This is a genomic window from Enterobacter sp. DVT3837 (assembly GCF_056238685.1).
This window is the reverse complement of record NZ_JBWDLA010000001.1, coordinates 1,406,309-1,424,709: the sequence shown is the minus strand read 5'-3', so window position 1 is coordinate 1,424,709 and position 18,401 is coordinate 1,406,309. Positions and strand designations below refer to the sequence as shown.

16 protein-coding genes are annotated in these 18,401 nt (G+C 55.3%); 11 read left to right on the top strand and 5 right to left on the bottom strand.

Features of this window, described 5'->3' with window-relative positions; translation table 11 throughout:
- Nucleotides 1–53: 53 nt before the first annotated feature.
- Both ibpB and AC0XWG_RS06890 read left to right on the top strand, forming a co-directional pair.
- On the top strand, nt 54–482 hold the full coding sequence (ibpB, locus tag AC0XWG_RS06895) for a small heat shock chaperone IbpB (protein ID WP_028017790.1): 429 nt from the start codon (nt 54–56) through the stop codon (nt 480–482).
- Nucleotides 483–654: 172 nt separating this feature from the next.
- Complete coding sequence (locus AC0XWG_RS06890; protein WP_028017791.1) at nt 655–2,316, top strand: putative transporter; 1,662 nt, start codon at nt 655–657, stop codon at nt 2,314–2,316.
- Here the strand turns inward: AC0XWG_RS06890 and AC0XWG_RS06885 are convergent.
- Nucleotides 2,284–3,030, bottom strand: a complete 747-nt coding sequence (locus AC0XWG_RS06885; RefSeq protein ID WP_128348473.1) for a GntR family transcriptional regulator — start codon at nt 3,028–3,030, stop codon at nt 2,284–2,286. The genes AC0XWG_RS06890 and AC0XWG_RS06885 overlap by 33 nt on opposite strands.
- A gap of 222 nt (nt 3,031–3,252) precedes the next feature.
- Here AC0XWG_RS06885 and AC0XWG_RS06880 point away from each other — a divergent pair, with 222 nt between their 5' ends.
- Together AC0XWG_RS06880 and AC0XWG_RS06875 are read left to right on the top strand one after the other, a co-directional pair.
- A complete protein-coding gene (locus AC0XWG_RS06880) occupies nt 3,253–4,875 on the top strand; it encodes an alpha-glucoside-specific PTS transporter subunit IIBC (protein ID WP_028017793.1) in 1,623 nt (540 codons plus the stop codon).
- On the top strand, nt 4,872–6,194 hold the full coding sequence (locus tag AC0XWG_RS06875) for a 6-phospho-alpha-glucosidase (protein WP_128348474.1): 1,323 nt from the start codon (nt 4,872–4,874) through the stop codon (nt 6,192–6,194). The genes AC0XWG_RS06880 and AC0XWG_RS06875 overlap by 4 nt, the downstream gene beginning before the upstream one ends.
- On the opposite strand, the gene AC0XWG_RS06870 is transcribed toward AC0XWG_RS06875, so the two are convergent.
- On the bottom strand, nt 6,191–7,084 hold the full coding sequence (locus AC0XWG_RS06870) for a helix-turn-helix transcriptional regulator (protein WP_407220021.1): 894 nt from the start codon (nt 7,082–7,084) through the stop codon (nt 6,191–6,193). The genes AC0XWG_RS06875 and AC0XWG_RS06870 overlap by 4 nt on opposite strands.
- Nucleotides 7,085–7,256: 172 nt before the next feature.
- Between AC0XWG_RS06870 and AC0XWG_RS06865 the strand changes: the two genes are divergently transcribed.
- The 5 genes from AC0XWG_RS06865 to AC0XWG_RS06845 are packed head-to-tail and all read left to right on the top strand — an operon-like array spanning nt 7,257 to nt 12,274.
- On the top strand, nt 7,257–8,972 hold the full coding sequence (locus AC0XWG_RS06865; protein ID WP_128348476.1) for a solute:sodium symporter family transporter: 1,716 nt from the start codon (nt 7,257–7,259) through the stop codon (nt 8,970–8,972).
- Nucleotides 8,969–10,465 carry a sulfatase-like hydrolase/transferase gene (locus AC0XWG_RS06860; RefSeq protein ID WP_128348477.1) on the top strand — a complete coding sequence of 499 codons (1,497 nt, stop codon included), beginning with the start codon at nt 8,969–8,971 and terminating at the stop codon, nt 10,463–10,465. Before AC0XWG_RS06865 ends, AC0XWG_RS06860 begins: the two co-directional genes overlap by 4 nt.
- A gap of 9 nt (nt 10,466–10,474) precedes the next feature.
- Nucleotides 10,475–10,822, top strand: coding sequence for a YidH family protein (locus AC0XWG_RS06855; RefSeq protein WP_128348478.1), 348 nt, complete (start codon nt 10,475–10,477; stop codon nt 10,820–10,822).
- Nucleotides 10,812–11,171: a DUF202 domain-containing protein gene (locus AC0XWG_RS06850; protein ID WP_407220023.1), complete on the top strand. Its 360-nt coding sequence runs from the start codon at nt 10,812–10,814 to the stop codon at nt 11,169–11,171. The genes AC0XWG_RS06855 and AC0XWG_RS06850 overlap by 11 nt, the downstream gene beginning before the upstream one ends.
- Nucleotides 11,171–12,274, top strand: coding sequence for an anaerobic sulfatase maturase (locus AC0XWG_RS06845; RefSeq protein WP_164881348.1), 1,104 nt, complete (start codon nt 11,171–11,173; stop codon nt 12,272–12,274). Before AC0XWG_RS06850 ends, AC0XWG_RS06845 begins: the two co-directional genes overlap by 1 nt.
- Here AC0XWG_RS06845 and dsdA read toward each other — a convergent pair.
- Together dsdA and dsdX are read right to left on the bottom strand one after the other, a co-directional pair.
- Nucleotides 12,257–13,543 carry a D-serine ammonia-lyase gene (gene dsdA, locus AC0XWG_RS06840; RefSeq protein ID WP_407220024.1) on the bottom strand — a complete coding sequence of 429 codons (1,287 nt, stop codon included), beginning with the start codon at nt 13,541–13,543 and terminating at the stop codon, nt 12,257–12,259. The genes AC0XWG_RS06845 and dsdA overlap by 18 nt on opposite strands.
- Before the next feature lie 17 nt (nt 13,544–13,560).
- Entirely contained in the window at nt 13,561–14,898 is a 1,338-nt protein-coding gene (dsdX, locus tag AC0XWG_RS06835) for a D-serine transporter DsdX (RefSeq protein WP_475680498.1), read from the bottom strand.
- Nucleotides 14,899–15,102: 204 nt separating this feature from the next.
- On the opposite strand from dsdX, the gene dsdC reads away from it, so the two are divergent.
- Both dsdC and AC0XWG_RS06825 read left to right on the top strand, forming a co-directional pair.
- A complete protein-coding gene (dsdC, locus tag AC0XWG_RS06830) occupies nt 15,103–16,029 on the top strand; it encodes a DNA-binding transcriptional regulator DsdC (protein WP_128348482.1) in 927 nt (308 codons plus the stop codon).
- Nucleotides 16,030–16,113: 84 nt separating this feature from the next.
- Complete coding sequence (locus tag AC0XWG_RS06825) at nt 16,114–17,202, top strand: cellulase family glycosylhydrolase (protein ID WP_128348483.1); 1,089 nt, start codon at nt 16,114–16,116, stop codon at nt 17,200–17,202.
- On the opposite strand, the gene emrD is transcribed toward AC0XWG_RS06825, so the two are convergent.
- Nucleotides 17,105–18,289 carry a multidrug efflux MFS transporter EmrD gene (gene emrD / locus AC0XWG_RS06820; protein WP_475680497.1) on the bottom strand — a complete coding sequence of 395 codons (1,185 nt, stop codon included), beginning with the start codon at nt 18,287–18,289 and terminating at the stop codon, nt 17,105–17,107. The two genes, AC0XWG_RS06825 and emrD, sit on opposite strands and share 98 nt — an antisense overlap.
- Nucleotides 18,290–18,401: the final 112 nt, after the last annotated feature.

Here is an 18,401-nt window from a genome sequence, read left to right as displayed (position 1 = left end):
ACTGCGCACAAAATTAAACTGTGCCGAACTCGCTTCTCAGAAGGAGATTTAGTATGCGTAACTACGATTTATCCCCCCTGCTGCGTCAGTGGATTGGTTTTGACAAACTGGCTAACGCCCTGCAAAGCACCACTGAGCAACAGACATTTCCGCCGTACAACATCGAAAAGAGCGATGATAACCACTATCGCATTACCCTGGCGCTGGCCGGTTTCCGTCAGGACGATTTGGATATCCAGCTTGAAGGTACGCGTCTGACCGTGAAGGGTACGCCGGAAAAACCAGAAACCGAGACCAAATGGTTACATCAGGGATTGGTCACTCAGCCGTTTAGCCTGAGCTTTACCCTGGCCGATCATATGGAAGTCTCCGGTGCGACTTTCACCAACGGGCTGTTGCATATCGACCTGACCCGTAATGTGCCGGAAGCTATCGCGCCACAGCGTATCGCCATTAGCGAGCGGCCTGCGTTAAACAGTTAACAAGCCCGCCGATCCTGTAGGTCGGGTAAGGCGTAGCCGCCACCCGACAATACTCACCGACTGCACAAAGCCCTGCTCCGGCAGGGCTTTTTTGTGCGCCATCGCCCATACAACTACGTCTGGCTCTGAGAGAATCCTCGTCATAACTAAGGTTATGCACAGGAAGTGGATCATGAGTGATATCGCGTTAACGGTTAGCGTGTTGGCCCTGGTCGCTGTAGTTGGACTGTGGATAGGTAATATCAAAATCCGTGGCGTCGGGTTTGGGATTGGCGGGGTCCTGTTTGGCGGAATTTTTGTCGGGCACTTTGCCGACAAACTCGGGCTGGTCCTCAGCGCCGAAATGCTCCACTTTATTCAGGAATTCGGTCTGATCCTCTTCGTTTATACCATCGGTATTCAGGTGGGGCCGGGCTTTTTTGCCTCACTTCGGGTTTCCGGATTACGGCTTAACCTGTTTGCTCTCGGCATTGTGGTGATGGGCGGGCTGGTTACCGCTATTCTGCATAAAGTCTTTGATATCCCGCTGCCTGTGGTGTTGGGTATCTTCTCCGGGGCGGTGACCAACACACCGGCGCTCGGTGCGGGGCAGCAAATTCTGCGCGATTTGGGTATCGAACCCGGTATTGTCGACCAGATGGGGATGAGCTACGCCATGGCCTATCCGTTTGGGATTTGCGGCATTCTGCTCTCCATGTGGCTGGTACGCGTCCTGTTCCGGATTAACGTCGACAAAGAGGCGAAGGACCACGAAACCACCCTCACTAACGGCCATATGCCGATCAAAACCATCAATATTCGGGTTGATAACCCCAATCTGAACAACATGGCGATTCAGGATGTGCCGATCCTGAACAGCGCCAATATCATCTGCTCCCGCCTTAAGCGTGACGATATGCTGATGGTGCCCGCGCCAGGCACCGTCATTCAGCAAGGCGATTTGCTGCATCTGGTCGGCCAGCCAGGGGATTTAAACAACGCGCGGCTGGTGATTGGTCAGGAAGTGGATACGTCGCTCTCAACCCGTGGCACCGATATGCGCGTGGAACGTGTGGTGGTGACTAACGAGCACGTTCTGGGCAAGAAAATACGCGATCTGCAGGTAAAAGAGCGCTACGACGTGGTGATCTCCCGTCTTAACCGTGCGGGTGTCGAGTTGGTCGCCAGCCCGGAGGCCAGCCTGCAGTTTGGGGATATCCTCAACCTGGTCGGGCGGCCGTCTTCGATTGATGCTGTTGCGGATATGGTGGGTAACGCCCAGCAAAAACTGCAGCAGGTACAGATGCTGCCCGTGTTTATCGGTATCGGGCTTGGCGTGCTGCTGGGCTCCATTCCGCTGTACGTGCCGGGTTTCCCGGTTGCGCTGAAGCTGGGCCTGGCGGGCGGGCCGCTGATTATGGCGCTCATTCTTGGTCGTATCGGCTGCATCGGTAAGCTCTACTGGTTTATGCCACCGAGCGCCAACCTGGCGCTGCGCGAGCTCGGCATCGTGCTGTTCCTGGCCGTTGTCGGCCTGAAATCCGGCGGTGATTTTGTCGATACCCTGGTCAAGGGCGAAGGGATGAGTTGGGTCGGCTACGGGATATTTATCACGGCGATCCCGCTGCTGACGGTGGGCATTCTGGCGCGGATGTTCGCCAAAATGAACTATCTGACGCTGTGCGGTATGCTGGCGGGCTCCATGACGGACCCTCCCGCGCTGGCCTTTGCCAATAACCTGCACGCCACCAGCGGTGCGGCGGCATTGTCCTATGCCACGGTATACCCGCTGGTCATGTTCCTGCGCATCATCACCCCGCAGCTACTGGCGGTGCTGTTCTGGGGGATGAGCTAGTAATTCGTCCGGGTGGATGCGTCGCAGATGGTAGTCCACCTGGTAATCGCTGGTATTTCGGAACATCACGGAATAATTGAGGAACTCGCCGCTGTCGCTGTATGAGAGAGACGTAATTCGCAGCAGCGGCGTTTGTTCCGGCAGGTTCAAATAACCAGCCAGCTGTTTATCTGCCAGCACTGGCGTCAGGCTCTCGTAATTACCGCTGATAGTGATCCCGCACTCCTTCTCGATGTAATCAAACTTCGACCCTTCAAGATGCGCCAGCGACAGATTGCGAAACAGCTTCACGGGCATAAAGCTGTCCTCCAGCATCAGGGGTTTCCCATCAACGAAACGCACGCGACGCGAAAAGTAGATCCGTTCATCCACCTGTATCCGCAGCTGGCTGGCGATGGCGGGCGGTGCGGGCATGACTTCGAACTGCAACACCTTGCTCTGCACCTCTTTCCCCTGCTGACGCAGCACCTCCACCAGCCCGGTCAGGTTAGTGGTTTCATGGTGGACATCTTTACGCGATACAAACGTCCCGCTGCCGTGGCGCCGCTCCACCAGCCCCCAACTGACCAGCAGGTCCAGTGCCTTTCGAATGGTCATCCGCGCCACGCCGAATTCCTGTGCCAACGTCTTTTCACCAGGAAGCGGGCTGCCGATGTTGTAGTCCGACGAATTCAGCCGCAGCCGTAATCTGTCAGCAATAGATTTGTAGATCACCAGTAGACCTCTCTGCCCTTTTCTGGAGGTGGATTGCGTCCTGACATGTCCATATTTACAACGAAAAGTAGACCTGACTGGTCAAAATAAAACCATGAATGCGATCACGAATCGCAGCGGCACGCCATGTTCGCGCATCAGTAAGTTCTTATGCTCACCTCAGGCCAGCAAAAAACCATAAAGGCCTCTACCCCCTACAGGTTGTTACGTGAGGATTTAAAAATGCTCAGTCAAATACAACGTTTTGGCGGTGCCATGTTTACCCCGGTGTTGCTGTTTCCGTTCGCCGGGATCGTGGTGGGAATTGCCATCATGCTTCGCAACCCGCTGTTTGTGGGCGAGGCTTTAACCGCTCCGGATAATCTTTTCGCGCAGATCGTTCACATCATTGAAGAGGGCGGCTGGGCGGTGTTTCGCAATATGCCGCTGATTTTTGCCGTCGGCTTGCCGATTGGTCTGGCGAAGCAGGCGCAGGGCCGTGCCTGTCTGGCGGTGCTGATTAGCTTCCTGACATGGAACTACTTTATCAATGCGATGGGGATGACCTGGGGTCATTTCTTTGGCGTCGATTTCTCCGCCGAACCGACGGCCGGAAGTGGGCTGGCGATGATTGCGGGCATCAAAACGCTGGATACCAGCATTATTGGGGCGATTGTGATTTCGGGCATCGTCACCGCGATCCATAACCGCTATTTCGACAAGCCGCTGCCGGTTTTTCTGGGGATTTTCCAGGGTACGTCGTTCGTCGTTATCCTCGCATTCTTCGTTATGATCCCCTGCGCCTGGCTGACGCTGCTGGGCTGGCCGAAAGTGCAGATGGGCATTGAGTCTCTGCAGGCCTTCTTACGTTCTGCCGGTGCATTGGGTGTCTGGGTTTATACCTTCCTGGAACGCATTCTGATCCCAACCGGATTGCATCACTTTGTCTACGGTCCGTTTATTTTCGGCCCTGCGGCAGTGGAAGGGGGGATTCAGGTCTACTGGGCGCAGCATCTGCAGGAGTTCAGCCAGAGCACGCTGCCGCTGAAAACCCTATTCCCGGAAGGCGGATTCGCGCTGCACGGCAACTCAAAGGTGTTTGGCTCTGTCGGGATTGCGCTGGCGCTGTGGTACACCGCGTCGCCGGAAAACCGCGTCAAGGTAGCGGGGTTGCTGATCCCGGCCACGCTCACCGCCGTACTGGTGGGGATTACCGAGCCACTCGAATTCACCTTCCTGTTTATTTCGCCGCTGCTGTTTGCCGTCCACGCCGTACTGGCCGCGACGATGGCAACGGTGATGTACATCTTTGGCGTGGTAGGGAATATGGGCGGCGGCATGCTGGACCAGTTCCTGCCGCAAAACTGGATCCCAATGTTCCATAACCACGCCTCAATGATGTTCACCCAAATCGGTATCGGCGTCTGCTTCACCGGTATCTACTTCGTGGTCTTCAAAACGCTGATTGAGCGTCTGAACCTCAAAACACCTGGCCGGGAAGAGAGTGAAATCAAACTCTACAGCAAGGCTGACTATAAGGCCGCGCGCGAGCAAACCACCGCCCCGGCGGCGGCCAGCCAGCAGGTTGGACAAGCTGCCGGATTCTTACAGGCACTCGGCGGTGCGGCCAATATCGAAAGCATCAACAACTGCGCCACCCGCTTACGTATCGCGCTGGTGGATATGGCGAAAACCCAAAGCGATGACGTCTTCAAAGCCCTGGGCGCACACGGTGTCGTCCGGCGCGGCAACGGCATTCAGGTGATTGTCGGCCTGCACGTTCCTCAGGTGCGCGACCAGCTGGAATCGCTGATGAAAACCCCTTTAACGAATGAACAAACCACCCTGACAGAGGCTATATCATGAAAAAATTCTCAGTTGTCATTGCAGGCGGCGGTAGCACCTTTACGCCTGGTATCGTCCTGATGCTGTTAGCCAACCGCGACCGTTTCCCGCTGCGCGCGCTGAAGTTCTATGACAACGACGGCGCACGTCAGGAGACCATCGCCGAAGCGTGCAAAATCATCCTTAAAGAACAGGATCCGGAAATTGAATTCAGCTACACCACCGATCCAAAAGCCGCCTTTACCGATGTCGATTTCGTGATGGCGCATATCCGCGTGGGCAAATACCCGATGCGTGAAAAAGACGAGAAAATCCCATTGCGTCACGGCGTGCTGGGTCAGGAAACCTGCGGCCCGGGTGGGATCTCTTACGGCATGCGCTCTATCGGCGGCGTGCTGGAACTGGTGGATTATATGGAGCAGTACTCCCCGAACGCCTGGATGCTGAACTACTCCAACCCGGCGGCGATTGTGGCGGAAGCTACCCGCCGTCTTCGTCCGAACGCCAAAATCCTCAATATCTGCGATATGCCGATCGGCATTGAAGGGCGCATGGCGCAGATTGTTGGCCTGAAGGACCGCAAAGAGATGCGGGTTCGCTACTACGGGTTGAACCACTTCGGCTGGTGGACGTCGATTGAAGATCTGAACGGCAACGATCTGATGCCGAAACTGCGCGAATACGTTGCGAAAAACGGCTATGTCCCGCCTTCGGAAGATGCGCATACCGAAGCGAGCTGGAACGATACCTTTGCCAAAGCAAAAGACGTGCAGGCGCTGGATCCGGACACCATGCCGAACACCTACCTAAAATATTATCTGTTCCCGGACTACGTGGTCGCGCACTCCAACCCGGAACGCACCCGCGCCAATGAAGTCATGGATCACCGCGAGAAGCACGTGTTCAGCTCTTGCCGGGCGATTATCGAAGCCGGTAACTCCGCCGCCGGTGAGCTGGAAATCGACGAACATGCGTCGTACATCGTCGATCTTGCCACCGCGATTGCCTTCAACACCCAGGAGCGCATGCTGCTGATTGTGCCGAATAATGGGGCCATCCATAACTTTGATGCCGACGCGATGGTGGAAATTCCGTGCCTGGTGGGCCACAACGGGCCGGAACCACTGACCGTGGGCGATATCCCGCACTTCCAGAAAGGATTGATGAGCCAGCAGGTGGCGGTGGAAAAACTGGTGGTGGATGCCTGGGAACAACGCTCATACCAGAAACTCTGGCAGGCGATTACCCTGTCGAAAACCGTGCCGAGCGCGTCGGTCGCCAAAGCGATCCTCGATGATCTGATTGAAGCCAACAAAGAGTACTGGCCAGAGCTGCACTAATCTTCCTGACCGGCATCATCAGGGTGCCGGTCCTTTATCTTGCTTACTGCCGAAGGCGCATAGCCGAACTTATTCTTGAATGCTTTACTGAAGTGAAAAGAGTCAAAAAAATTCAGGATGTCCGCTACCTTGTTAACCGTATTTCCTTCCTGCCGCAGCAGCGATTGCGCCAGCTCCAGCCTTGCATCAAGGTAATATTCCTTCGGCGATTTTCCCGTATAGCGTAAAAAGAGCCGCCGCAGCCAGGCTTCACTGCACTGCATCCGCTGGGCCATTTCGGCCACGCTCCAGCGCTTTTGTACGCTGGCGTGCAGCTCTGCCAGAAGGTTTTCCAGGCGCAACAGTTCGCGGTCTTTTCTGCCGTTTTCTGAAATAAGACAAATCCACTGATAAATTATTTTAGTGAGAAACGCGACGGCAAGATTGTTTTTTATGGGGGAACGTAAAGCCAGTAATTCTGCGACCTCAGTCAGCTCTTTATTAAATTGTTCACCGTTATAAATTATGCCGGTCTGTAATATGGGTATTTCCATAATATTGGTGGGGATAAATTCCATCCAGTATTGTTCCCAGACCAGCCCGTCACAGTAATAAGATGTTATATCCGTCGGTTTTAAGAATATAACGTTATTTCCATTGAGCGTAATTTCGGAATTATCTTTGAGCTGGATCTTCCCGCATCCCTGAACGGTGTAAACGGCTACCCAGGAGTTGGCAATAAGCGGTTTTTTCTTATCACGAGGCCAGATAACACGGTAACTCTCATCTGCCAGCGTATGCCAAAGTGAGATCAGTGAAATTCCGCTTGAGATCACACTTTCATCAAGAACTAACGGAATATTGTACGTTGTTTCGTTTTTTACATGCGAAATTTGAATTTTTCCATTCATTTTAATTTCCCGTCAGCAAATTATGCCCACAACCCGAAGCGGAATTTATCAGAAAATTACCGCAATGGGGAAACCAGTCTTGTCATTTAAGATATCGAATAGCCTGGACCCGGTGCGTTTTATTCCTCTGTATACCCAAATGCCGGGCATAATCATAAATAAGGGCAACAAGATGAATATTCAGCAAATTGTGAGCTTTATTGCTTTTACGCTGCTGGTGGCTGTTATCACCTGGTGGAAGTTACGTAAGGCCGATACCGGTTCGCAGCAGGGGTACTTTCTGGCCGGGCGCTCGCTGAAAGCGCCGGTCATTGCCGCGTCGTTGATGCTGACTAACCTTTCCACCGAGCAACTGGTGGGATTAACCGGCCAGGCTTACCGTAGCGGGATGTCGGTCATGGCATGGGAAGTGATATCCGCTATCCCTCTGATTTTTCTGGCGCTAATTTTTCTGCCACGCTATCTACAGCGGGGCATTGCCACCATTCCTGATTTCATTGAAGAGCGTTATGACAAAACCACGCGCATCATCGTGGACTGCTGCTTCCTGATTGCCACCGGCATCTGCTTCTTGCCTATCGTGCTCTACTCTGGCGCACTGGCGTTTAATAGCATGTTCCACGTTACTGAAGCCTTTGGTATTTCTCAACATGCCGCCATCTGGGCGATGGCTGTGGTACTGGGTATTTCTGGCATTCTTTACGCCGTCGTCGGCGGGATGCGCGCCATTGCGATTGCGGATGTCATCAACGGTGTCGGTCTGGTCATTGGCGGGCTGATGGTGCCGCTGTTTGGCCTGATGGCGATGGGGGACGGCAGCGTGATGCGCGGCATTGATAAACTCACCCACGATCACAGCGAAATGCTCAACTCCATTGGCGGCAGCCACGACCCGGTGCCCATTGGTGCTGCGCTGACCGGGCTGATTCTGGTCAATACCTTCTACTGGTGTACTAATCAGGGTATCGTCCAGCGTACGCTGGCCTCGAAAAGCCTGGCGGAAGGGCAGAAAGGAGCGCTGCTGACAGCAGTGTTAAAGATGCTCGATCCGCTGATACTGGTGCTGCCTGGCGTGATTGCCTTTCATCTGTTCCAGGATCTGCCGAAAGCCGATATGGCCTATCCGGCGCTGGTGAACAAAGTGATGCCATTACCGCTGGTTGGCTTCTTTAGCGCAGTGCTGTTCGGCGCCATTATCAGTGCGTTCTGCGGGTTCCTGAACAGCGCCAGTACGCTCTTTAGTCTGGGCATTTACCGGCGCATCATCAATGAAAACGCTTCGTCTGAACAACTGGTACGGGTGGGGCGCCGCTTTGGCCTGATCGTCGCCATCGTCTCTGTGCTGGTCGCGCCATGGATTGCCTATGCACCACAGGGGCTCTATTCATGGATGAAGCAACTCAACGGTATCTACAACGTGCCGCTGGTGACTATTGTCATCATGGGCTTCTTCTTCCCACGCATCCCTGCGGTGGCGGCCAAAATGGCGCTGTTCTTCGGCATTGTCAGCTATATCGTCATCAACTACCTGGTGAAGTTCGACTTCCACTTCCTGTATGTGCTGGCCTGCACCTTCTGTATCAACGTGGTGCTGATGCTGGTGATTGGCTACTTCTTCCCGAGAGCCACACCGTTCAAATTCCAGGATGCGTTCGCCGTCGACATGAAGCCGTGGAAAAACGCCAAAATCGCCTCTGTTGGCGTCCTGTTCGCGATGATTGGCGTCTATTCCGGCCTGGCGCAGTTTGGCGGTTATGCCAGCCGCTGGCTCACCATTTTCAGCTATCTGGTGGTGACGGTGGTGGTGGTTTATCTGATTGTCGATGCCAGACGCTCGCGCCGTAACCCTCCGCTTATCTATGCTTCCGACGTTAAGGACAAACCATGAAACGCCCAAATTTCCTGTTCATCATGACCGATACCCAGGCCACCAACATGGTGGGCTGTTACAGCGGTAAGCCGCTGAATACGCATAATATCGATAAGCTTGCGGATGAAGGTATTCGCTTTAACGCGGCTTATACCTGCTCTCCGGTATGTACACCCGCACGCGCCGGACTGTTTACAGGGATCTACGCTAATCAGTCCGGGCCGTGGACCAACAACGTTGCACCGGGTAAAAACATCTCCACGATGGGTCGCTATTTTAAAGATGCGGGTTACCAGACCTGCTATATCGGTAAATGGCACCTCGATGGTCATGACTATTTCGGCACCGGCGTTTGCCCGCCGGAGTGGAATGAAGAATTCTGGTTCGACGGGGCAAACTATCTGGCGGAACTGACCGAGGAGCAGATTAACCTGTGGCGCAACGGGCTGAACAGCGTCGAAGAGTTACAGGCTAACAATATCGATGAAACCTTTACCTGGGCGCATCGTATCAGCAATCGCGCGGTCGATTTTTTACAGCGCCCGCAGACGGATGACGAACCTTTTCTGATGGTGGTTTCCTATGACGAACCCCATCATCCGTTTACCTGTCCGGTGGAGTATCTCGAGAAATATCAGGACTTTTACTACGATTTAGGCGAAAAGGCGCAGGACTCGCTGGCGGATAAACCGGTGCACCATCGTCTGTGGTCGCAGGCCATGCCGACGCCAGTAGAGGAGGGCAGCCGTTATTACCATCATCCGCTCTACTTCGCCTGTAATGACTTTGTGGATGACCAGATTGGCCGGGTCGTGAACGCGCTGACGCCAGAACAGCGAGAGAACACCTGGGTGATTTATACCTCCGATCACGGTGAAATGATGGGGGCGCACAGGTTAATCAGCAAAGGCGCGGCGATGTACGACGACATCACCCGTATCCCGCTGATCATGCGCCCGCCGCAGGGTGCGCCGAAGCAGGTTGATACGCCGGTCAGCCATATTGATCTGCTGCCGACCATGATGGCGCTGGCAGGCATACATAAGCCTGACATCCTGCCGGGCGACAATATTCTGGCGGCGGATGCGCAGCGTGGCGTGATGGTGGAATTTAACCGTTACGAGATAGAACATGACAGCTTTGGCGGCTTTATTCCGGTACGCTGCTGGGTTACGGATGCGTACAAACTGGTGCTGAACCTGTTCACCACCGATGAACTCTACGACCGTCACAACGACCCGGACGAAATGCATAACCTGATCGACTCGCCGCGCTTTGCCGGGGCGCGTAATCAGATGCACGACGCGCTGCTGGATTATATGGATAAAATCCGCGATCCGTTCCGTACCTATCAGTGGGCGTGTCGCCCGTGGCGTGCGGATGCCGCGCCGCGCTGGATGGGCGCTTTCCGCCCGCGCCCGGAAGATGGCTATTCGCCGGTGGTGCGTGACTACGACACCGGACTGCCAACGCAGGGGGTGAAGGTGGAAGAGAAGAAACAGAAGTTTTAAGGAGAACCCATGAAAATTTCCCGCGTCGGCGAAGCGCCGGACTACCGCTTCTCGCTGGCGAATGAACGCACGTTTCTGGCGTGGATCCGCACCGCGCTGGGTTTTCTGGCTGCGGGCGTTGGTCTCGACCAGCTCGCACCCGATTTCGCCACGCCGCTGATCCGTGAAGTGCTGGCGCTGCTGCTGTGCCTGCTTGCGGGCGTGCTGGCTATCTATGGCTACCTGCGCTGGTTGCGAAATGAAAAAGCGATGCGCCTGAAAGAGGATTTACCCTATACCCGCGGGCTGCTGATTATCAGCGTCATCCTGCTGGTGGTGGCCGTGGTGGTTATGGGGCTGGTATTCTATGCCGGATAGCCGTAAAGCCCGCCGCGAGGCCGATCCCGGTCTGCAACCGGAACGGACATCACTTGCCTGGCTGCGCACGCTGCTGGGGTATGGCGCGCTTATCGCCCTGGCCATCAAACATAACTGGCACCGTTCGGGCCTGCCGTTCTGGATCTCGCTCGGCGTGCTGGCGCTGGTGGCGATTATCCTGTGGCGTTACACCCGCAGCCGTAACCTGATGGACGTTGAACGTGGGGATTTTGCTCAACCGAAAGCCGTGCGTGACAAATTTATGATCGCTCTCGCTGTTCTCTCCCTCGCATTACTGTTTGCTGTGACACACTTAAGTCAAATTATGCTGTTTCTTGAGGATGTGTGATGACAGGATGTCATGTGATGGCCAAGCCGGCCAGTTCCCGCTGTAACCTGAACTGCCGCTACTGTTTTTATCTCAATAAACGCCAACAACTGCACATGGACGACGCCACGCTGGAGGCATTTATTCGCCAGCAAATCGCCGCTCAGCCGGGTGTCGATGTTCAGTTCGCCTGGCAGGGCGGAGAACCCATGCTGTGCGGCATTGATTTTTTTCGCCGTGCGGCAGCGTTGCAACAACGTTACGGGCAGGGCAAACGTATCCAGAACGCCTTTCAGACCAACGGCGTATTACTCAACGACGTATGGTGCCGCTTTTTCCGCGAGCATGGTTGGCTGGTGGGGATATCTATTGATGGACCTGCTGAACTGCATGATATCTATCGTGTTAATCGTCGCGGTAATCCCACCCACCAAAAGGTTGTTGCGGCGATTGCGCATCTGCGTGAGCATCAGGTTTCGTTTAATCTTCTGACGGTGGTTAGCCGTGAAAACAGCCAACAACCGGAGCAGATGTACCGCTATCTTCGCACGCTCGGCACGCCGTTTTTGCAGTTTATACCGCTAGTGGAGCAGGATAACCCAGCCTCGGTCACCGGCGAGCAGTGGGGAACGTTTCTCAAAACCGTTTTTGATATCTGGGTAAGAGAAGATGTGGGTCGCGTATATGTGCAGCTCTTTGATTCAATGCTCGGTGTCTGGAGTGGATACCCCGCGCAGATGTGTTCTCTGGCCGAATGCTGCGGACATGCGTTTGCGCTGGAGGCGAACGGCGATCTTTACCAGTGTGACCACTTTGTTTATCCCGAATATCGATTGGGAAATATTCATCAGACGACGCTGGCAAAGCTTAATGCCAGCAGTGCCGCGCGCGAATTTGGTACGTATAAGCAGCGCACATTATCGGATGAATGCAGGCAATGTCCGGTGCTTCGCCTGTGCAACGGCGACTGCCCTAAACATCGCCTGAACGGTAAAAGTGTGCTCTGCGTGGGTTATCGTGACTTCTTTTGCCATACTGCGCCCTCTATGCGGGTGATGCGTGATCTCATCAGGCATCACCGCTCGCCGATTGAGCTGATGGCGATGTTAACGGCCTTTTGCTAAATATTTCGCCATCTCGTCTTCCGGTACCATTCCGCCGCCGGTCGCCCAGACCAGGTGGGTGACGTTCGCACCGGCATCCACGCGCACCGGCCCGGCCATGCCTGCCAGCGCCGACGGTTCCAGGCGGATCCCTTCCTCCTGCGCCAGCCAGCCGAGCATGTCGTACATGCTCTGATCGGAAAGCGTATAGAACCCGTCAAGCAGGCGTTCCATCGCGCGGCCCACGAAGCCGGACGCCCGTCCTACGGCCAGACCGTCCGCCGCCGTCACGTTATCAATGCCCAGATCCTGCACCGCGATTTCATCGTGCAGGCCGGTGTAGACGCCCAGCAGCATGCACGGCGAATGCGTTGGCTCCGCGAAGAAGCAATGAACGTTATCGCCAAAAGCCAGCTTCAGGCCAAACGCCACACCGCCAGGACCGCCGCCGACGCCGCATGGCAGGTAAACATACAGCGGATGTTCTGCATCCACTACGCGTCCCTGGGCAGCAAACTGTGCCTTAAGGCGCTCGCCTGCTACCGCATAGCCCAGGAACAGGGTGCGGGAGTTTTCATCGTCAATGAAGAAGCAGTTCGGATCGCTTTCTGCCGCTTTGCGCCCCTGTTCCACCGCCACGCCATAATCCTGCTCATACTCCACGACGATCACGCCGTGGCTGCGCAGTTTGGCTTTCTTCCACTCGCGGGCGTCGGCGGACATATGCACCGTCACCTTAAAGCCGATGCGTGCGCTCATTATGCCGATAGACATCCCCAGGTTGCCGGTTGAGCCTACCGCAATGCTGTACTGGCTGAAGAAGTCCTTAAAGCGCGGCTCCAGCAGGATGCTGTAGTCGTCTTCAATGCTCAGCAATCCGGCTTCCAGCGCCAGTTTTTCGGCGTGGGTCAGTACTTCATAGATGCCGCCGCGCGCTTTGATGGAGCCAGAGATCGGCAGATGGCTGTCTTTTTTCAGCAGCAGGGTGCCAGGAATGTTTGTAGCAAATTCCTTCTCCAGCCGTTTTTGCATTGCCGGAATGGCAACCAGTTCAGATTCGATGATGCCTTTGGTCGCCGCTGTTTCCGGGAATGCTTTCGCCAGATACGGCGCGAAGCGGTTGAGGCGAGCATGCGCGTCGTCCACGTCGGCTTTGGTCAGCCCGACGTAAGGCAATCCTTCTGCCAGCGTGGTGGTACGCGGGTTAAGCCAGGTGGTTTCTTTCAGGGCAATCAGATCCTCAACCAGAGGAAACTGTGCGGTTAAAGTAGTGATAGTTGCGTTTTCCATAATACGTCTCTTCGCGCTCAGATAATGAAAGAAAGCAGGAATGTGCCGGCAAGTGCAAGCACCGAGGCGATAAACGTCGCCGTCGTATAGTATTTGAAGGTCTCATTCAGGGTCGCGCCGCAGTACTGCTTCACCAGCCAGAAGAGAGAATCGGTGACGATCGTGCAGCCAATGGCGCCGGAACCGATGGCAATAGTAATGATCTCCGGGCTCACGTTCGGATAGAGCGGCAGCATCGGTGCAACAATCGCGGTGGCGCCCATCATCGCCACCGTAGCCGAACCCACGGCGGCATGCAGAACCAGCGCCACCAGCCAGGCGAGCAGGATAGGGTGCATGTGCAGGTTCGAGAGAATATGCGCCAGCGTATCCGCCAGCCCGCTGGTTTTCAGGATGGCGTTAAACGCCCCGCCCGCGCCGATAATCAGCAAAATGTTGGCGATAGAGCCAAAACCGTGCTCGGTATGGGTCAGCATTGCGCCCATGCTCATATGCTGGCGGATCCCCAGCAGGTAGTAGGCGACAAACACGGCGATAAACATCGCAGTGATCGGGTTGCCGATAAACTCCAGTAGCGTATACAGCGTGCCGTCTTTCGCCATATTTAACTCAGCGATGGTTTTCACCAGCATCAGGGCAATCGGCAGCAGCACCGTGAACAGCGTCGCACCCAGCGATGGCAGCGTATGCTCTTCCCGCACTTTCAGGTCTGAAAATTCCGCCGGAACCGGTTTAAACGGCAGACGGTTGCCAAGCAGTTTCAGGAACAGCGGGCCGCCGATCAGCGAGGCCATCAGGCCCACCAGCAGACCGTAGACGATAACCGTTCCGACGTCCGCACCTAATTTATTGGTGACAAACAGCGCCGCAGGATGGGGAGGCACCACACAGTGCACCGCCATCAATGCGGTACAGAGCGGAATGGCAAGTTTGAGCAGTGAGGTGTGGGTCTTTTTGGCGATGGAAAACGCCAGCGGTATCAGCAGCACCACGCCCACTTCCACGAACAGCGTGATACCGCAGATCAGGCCCACCAGCACCATAATCACGTCTGCTGACAGCCAGCGGCAGCGCTGCAGTGCGATCCCGATGCGCTCTGCCGCGCCGGAGACTTCCATCATCTTGCCGAGAATGGTGCCAAGACCGATTACTGCCGCCAGGAAGCCCAGCGTACCGCCAATCCCGCTCTCAATGGCGTTCACCATATCCAGCGGGCTCATCCCCATCATGGCGCCGACGAAAAAGCTCGCCAGCAGCAGCGCGAGGAACGGGTGAAACTTCAGTTTTACGATGGTTAAAACAATCAACACGATGCTGACAAGCAGCGTTGCCACAACCCAGACCTGAGATCCCATATCTCACCTCACCCTTAAGTAATCTACGGGTATTGGACGAAAAAACGGCATGGGCTGACAAACGATATAAATTGGCTTTCAGATGAGCCAGATTGGATCAACTGAGTGACTAAACTCTAAAAAGTGCACTAAATTCGTATTAGGTTCACATAAATTCATCTTTGAACGGTATGCTGAACATGAAAATAAGGCGTGGGAATTGTGATGAACGATGTGAATGAAGCCCGAAACCGGCTGTTAAACGGCTGGCAGCTGTCGAAAATGTACACCTTTGAGGTAGCTGCCCGGCACGAGTCCTTCGCGCTGGCTGCGGAAGAGTTGTCGCTCAGCCCCAGCGCGGTGAGTCACCGCATCAACCTGCTGGAAGAGGAGCTGGGCATTCAGCTGTTTGTCCGCTCGCACCGTAAAGTCGAGCTGACGCAGGAGGGAAAACGCGTTTACTGGACGCTAAAATCTTCACTCGACACCCTGAACCAGGAGATCCTGGATATCAAAAACCAGGCGCTGTCCGGTACGCTGACGGTCTACTCCCGACCGTCGATTGCCCAGTGCTGGCTGGTCCCTATGCTGGGGGATTTTACCCGTCGCTACCCGTCTATTTCTCTCACCATCCTGACCGGCAACGATTACGTCAATATGCAGCGAACGGGCGTCGATCTGGCGCTGTATTTTGACGATACGCCGCCAAATCACCTTTCTCATCACTTTTTGATGGATGAGGAGATTTTGCCTGTCTGCTCACCGCAGTATGCCCGCGAGCATGAACTGCTGAAAAACCCCGATAACCTCAGTCACTGCACGCTGCTACACGACCGTCAGGCCTGGAGCAACGATTCCGGTACGGATGAATGGTTGAGCTGGGCGCAGCACTTTGCGGTGAATATGCCGCCATCGTCGGGCATTGGTTTCGATCGTTCCGATTTAGCGATTATCGCGGCCATTAACCATGTCGGCGTCGCGATGGGCAGAAAGCGGCTGGTGCAGAAACGGCTGGAACGAGGCGAGCTGATTGCCCCGTTTGGCGAAAAGACCCTGAAATGTCATCAGCACTACTATATTTCGACGCTTTCTGGCCGTCAGTGGCCGAAAATTGACGCCTTTATCGGCTGGCTGAGAGAACTGGCAGGTTGAAGAATTATTACGCTTTCGCTCTACACCAAATGTGAAAAAGCGTGCTAAATACAGGTAATGCTTTCGATTTATCCAGGGTAAACCGTGTTAAAGCTTTTTATTGCCTCTGCATTACTGATCTCTTCCGGCTGGGCGATTGCCGCTGAGCCGCCGCTGACGGCCGCCCTTTATGCGCAGCAGCTGGGTGTCGGGATGGATGTGGACTGGGCGCGCACCGAGCGCGGCATACGTGAATTCGACCCGCTGGTGGTACGCGATTTTCGAGCAAAAGGCATTACCCACGTGCGCATCCGCGTCGCCGATGAGCCGACGGAAGCGCGGCTGATCCACCTGCGCAAGCTGGTGGAAGCCTGCGAGCAGTATGGCGTGATCCCGATAGTCGCGTATCAGGCAGATGAATATAAAAACGACCCGAAAGCCGATAACGAGAAAGAGACGGTCAACTGGTGGATTGCCGTGGCGCACTATTTCGGTCAGAGCTACCCTCTGCTGGGTTTTGACCTCATCTATGAGCCGGCCGACAAGCTCAACCACAACCTGGCGTCGTTAAACCGCGTCTATGAAAAGACCATTAAAGCGATCCACGACATTGACCCGCAGCGCATGATCTTCATTGCGCCGCGCCTGCGTGCCGCGCCGGAGGATTTATCCAACCTGAAGCTGCCCGCGCACAGCCAGAACTACCTGCTGGCGGAGTGGCATATTTTCCCGTGGGGGCCGCTGAAGAATGGCGGCAAATACCCGTGGACGTCCGGCACGGCGGCAGAGAAAGCGGCTATCCGTAACCGCATCAATGCCGCGCTGCACTGGCAGCAAAAAACCGGGCACGTTAGCTGGATCGGGGGTTGGGGCGTTGGGGAATCAAGCCGTTTCACCCCAACCGCTTCGCAAATGGCCTTTGCCACCTTTATGGCCTGCGAGCTGCAAAAGGCGAAAATCCCGTATGCGCTTAACGCGGATTTCCAGTTTTACGACGGGGAGGAGGGCGCCTGGCGGCCTGCGCCAGAGCCGTTATTGCAGGCGATGATCGCCCCTGTCTGTGAAAAGCCCAGCGAAAAGCCGGGCCATCATGCGGTTAAACAGGCTGCTCGTGATGCGGGACACGCGACGCCAGCGGCAGCCAGCACAGTAAAATCAGCAGCCCCATCAGCGTCATCAGCAGGCCCAGACTAGCCTGCCCGGTCTGCGGCATCATGGCGGATAGCCAGGCCAGCGCGCCGGAACCGATGTTCTGCAAACCGCCCACCAGCGCTCCCGCAGTGCCTGCCAGGAACGGGAACGGCTCCATCGCGCCGCTGGTGGCGAGAGGGAACAACATCCCCGCACCGAAGAAGAACAGTGCCGCCGGGATCAGCAACGTCCAGACGGTCATCACGCCGAACAGCCCCGGAACCCACATCATTACGCCTGCCAGCAGGCAGCTAATGACCGATTGCCACATTAACGTCGAGAAACGTTTGTTGGGACGTCCGGCAAACCAGGCACCGAAGAACGCCGCAGGAATAGGCAGAATAAACAGAATACTGACCACCATGCTGCTCAGGCCAAGCCCTGCGCCCAGGAGTACACCGGAGCAGGCTTCGAACACCGCAATACCCGCCAGGCCACCGATCAGCATCAGCAGGTAACAGGTAAATGCCCCGTTGCCGAACAGCGTTTTATAGCTGGCAATAAGCTTCGTACGCGGTGCATCTTGCGGGCGCGTTTCCGGCATCCAGCGCGCCATGCTAAAAGTGACGATCATGCACAGCACCAGCAGGAAAGCGTAACAGGCACGCCAGGACCACATGGTATCCAGCAGTCCACCAATCAGCAGGGCCAGCAGCGGGCTGACCAGAATCCCCATGTTCAACAAACTGTTAGCATGGCGAAGCTGAGTGCCCTGATACATATCCCGCGGTAAGGTACGCGCCATCACCCCGCCAACGCCGGTACCGACACCCTGCAGGGCGCTGGCGGCAATCAACACGGTCAGGTTGTGGGTGGTCATCGCGATCGCCGTGGCGACCATGAAAATAGACATACCGACTAAAATCACCGGGCGGCGGCCGATACGGTCGGAGAGCGGCCCATAGAACAACTGCGAAACGCCATAGGTCAGCAGGTAGGCTGCCATCACGCTTTGTACTGCGCCCTCACGGACGTTAAGTTCCTTTGCCATGTCGGCAATCGCCGGAATGTAGATGGTTTGTGCCATCTGACCGACGGCCACCAGTAACACCAGCATCAACAATAAGTTAACGTTCCTTTGTTTTTTCATGTCGCTGAATACTTTTGCCAAAAGAGAAAAATGAAGAATAAGTGACTGCGCATTCCCATAAATGCGCGAGGAATCTACCACAGTGAGATGACAATTTAAGCATTGTCGTGGT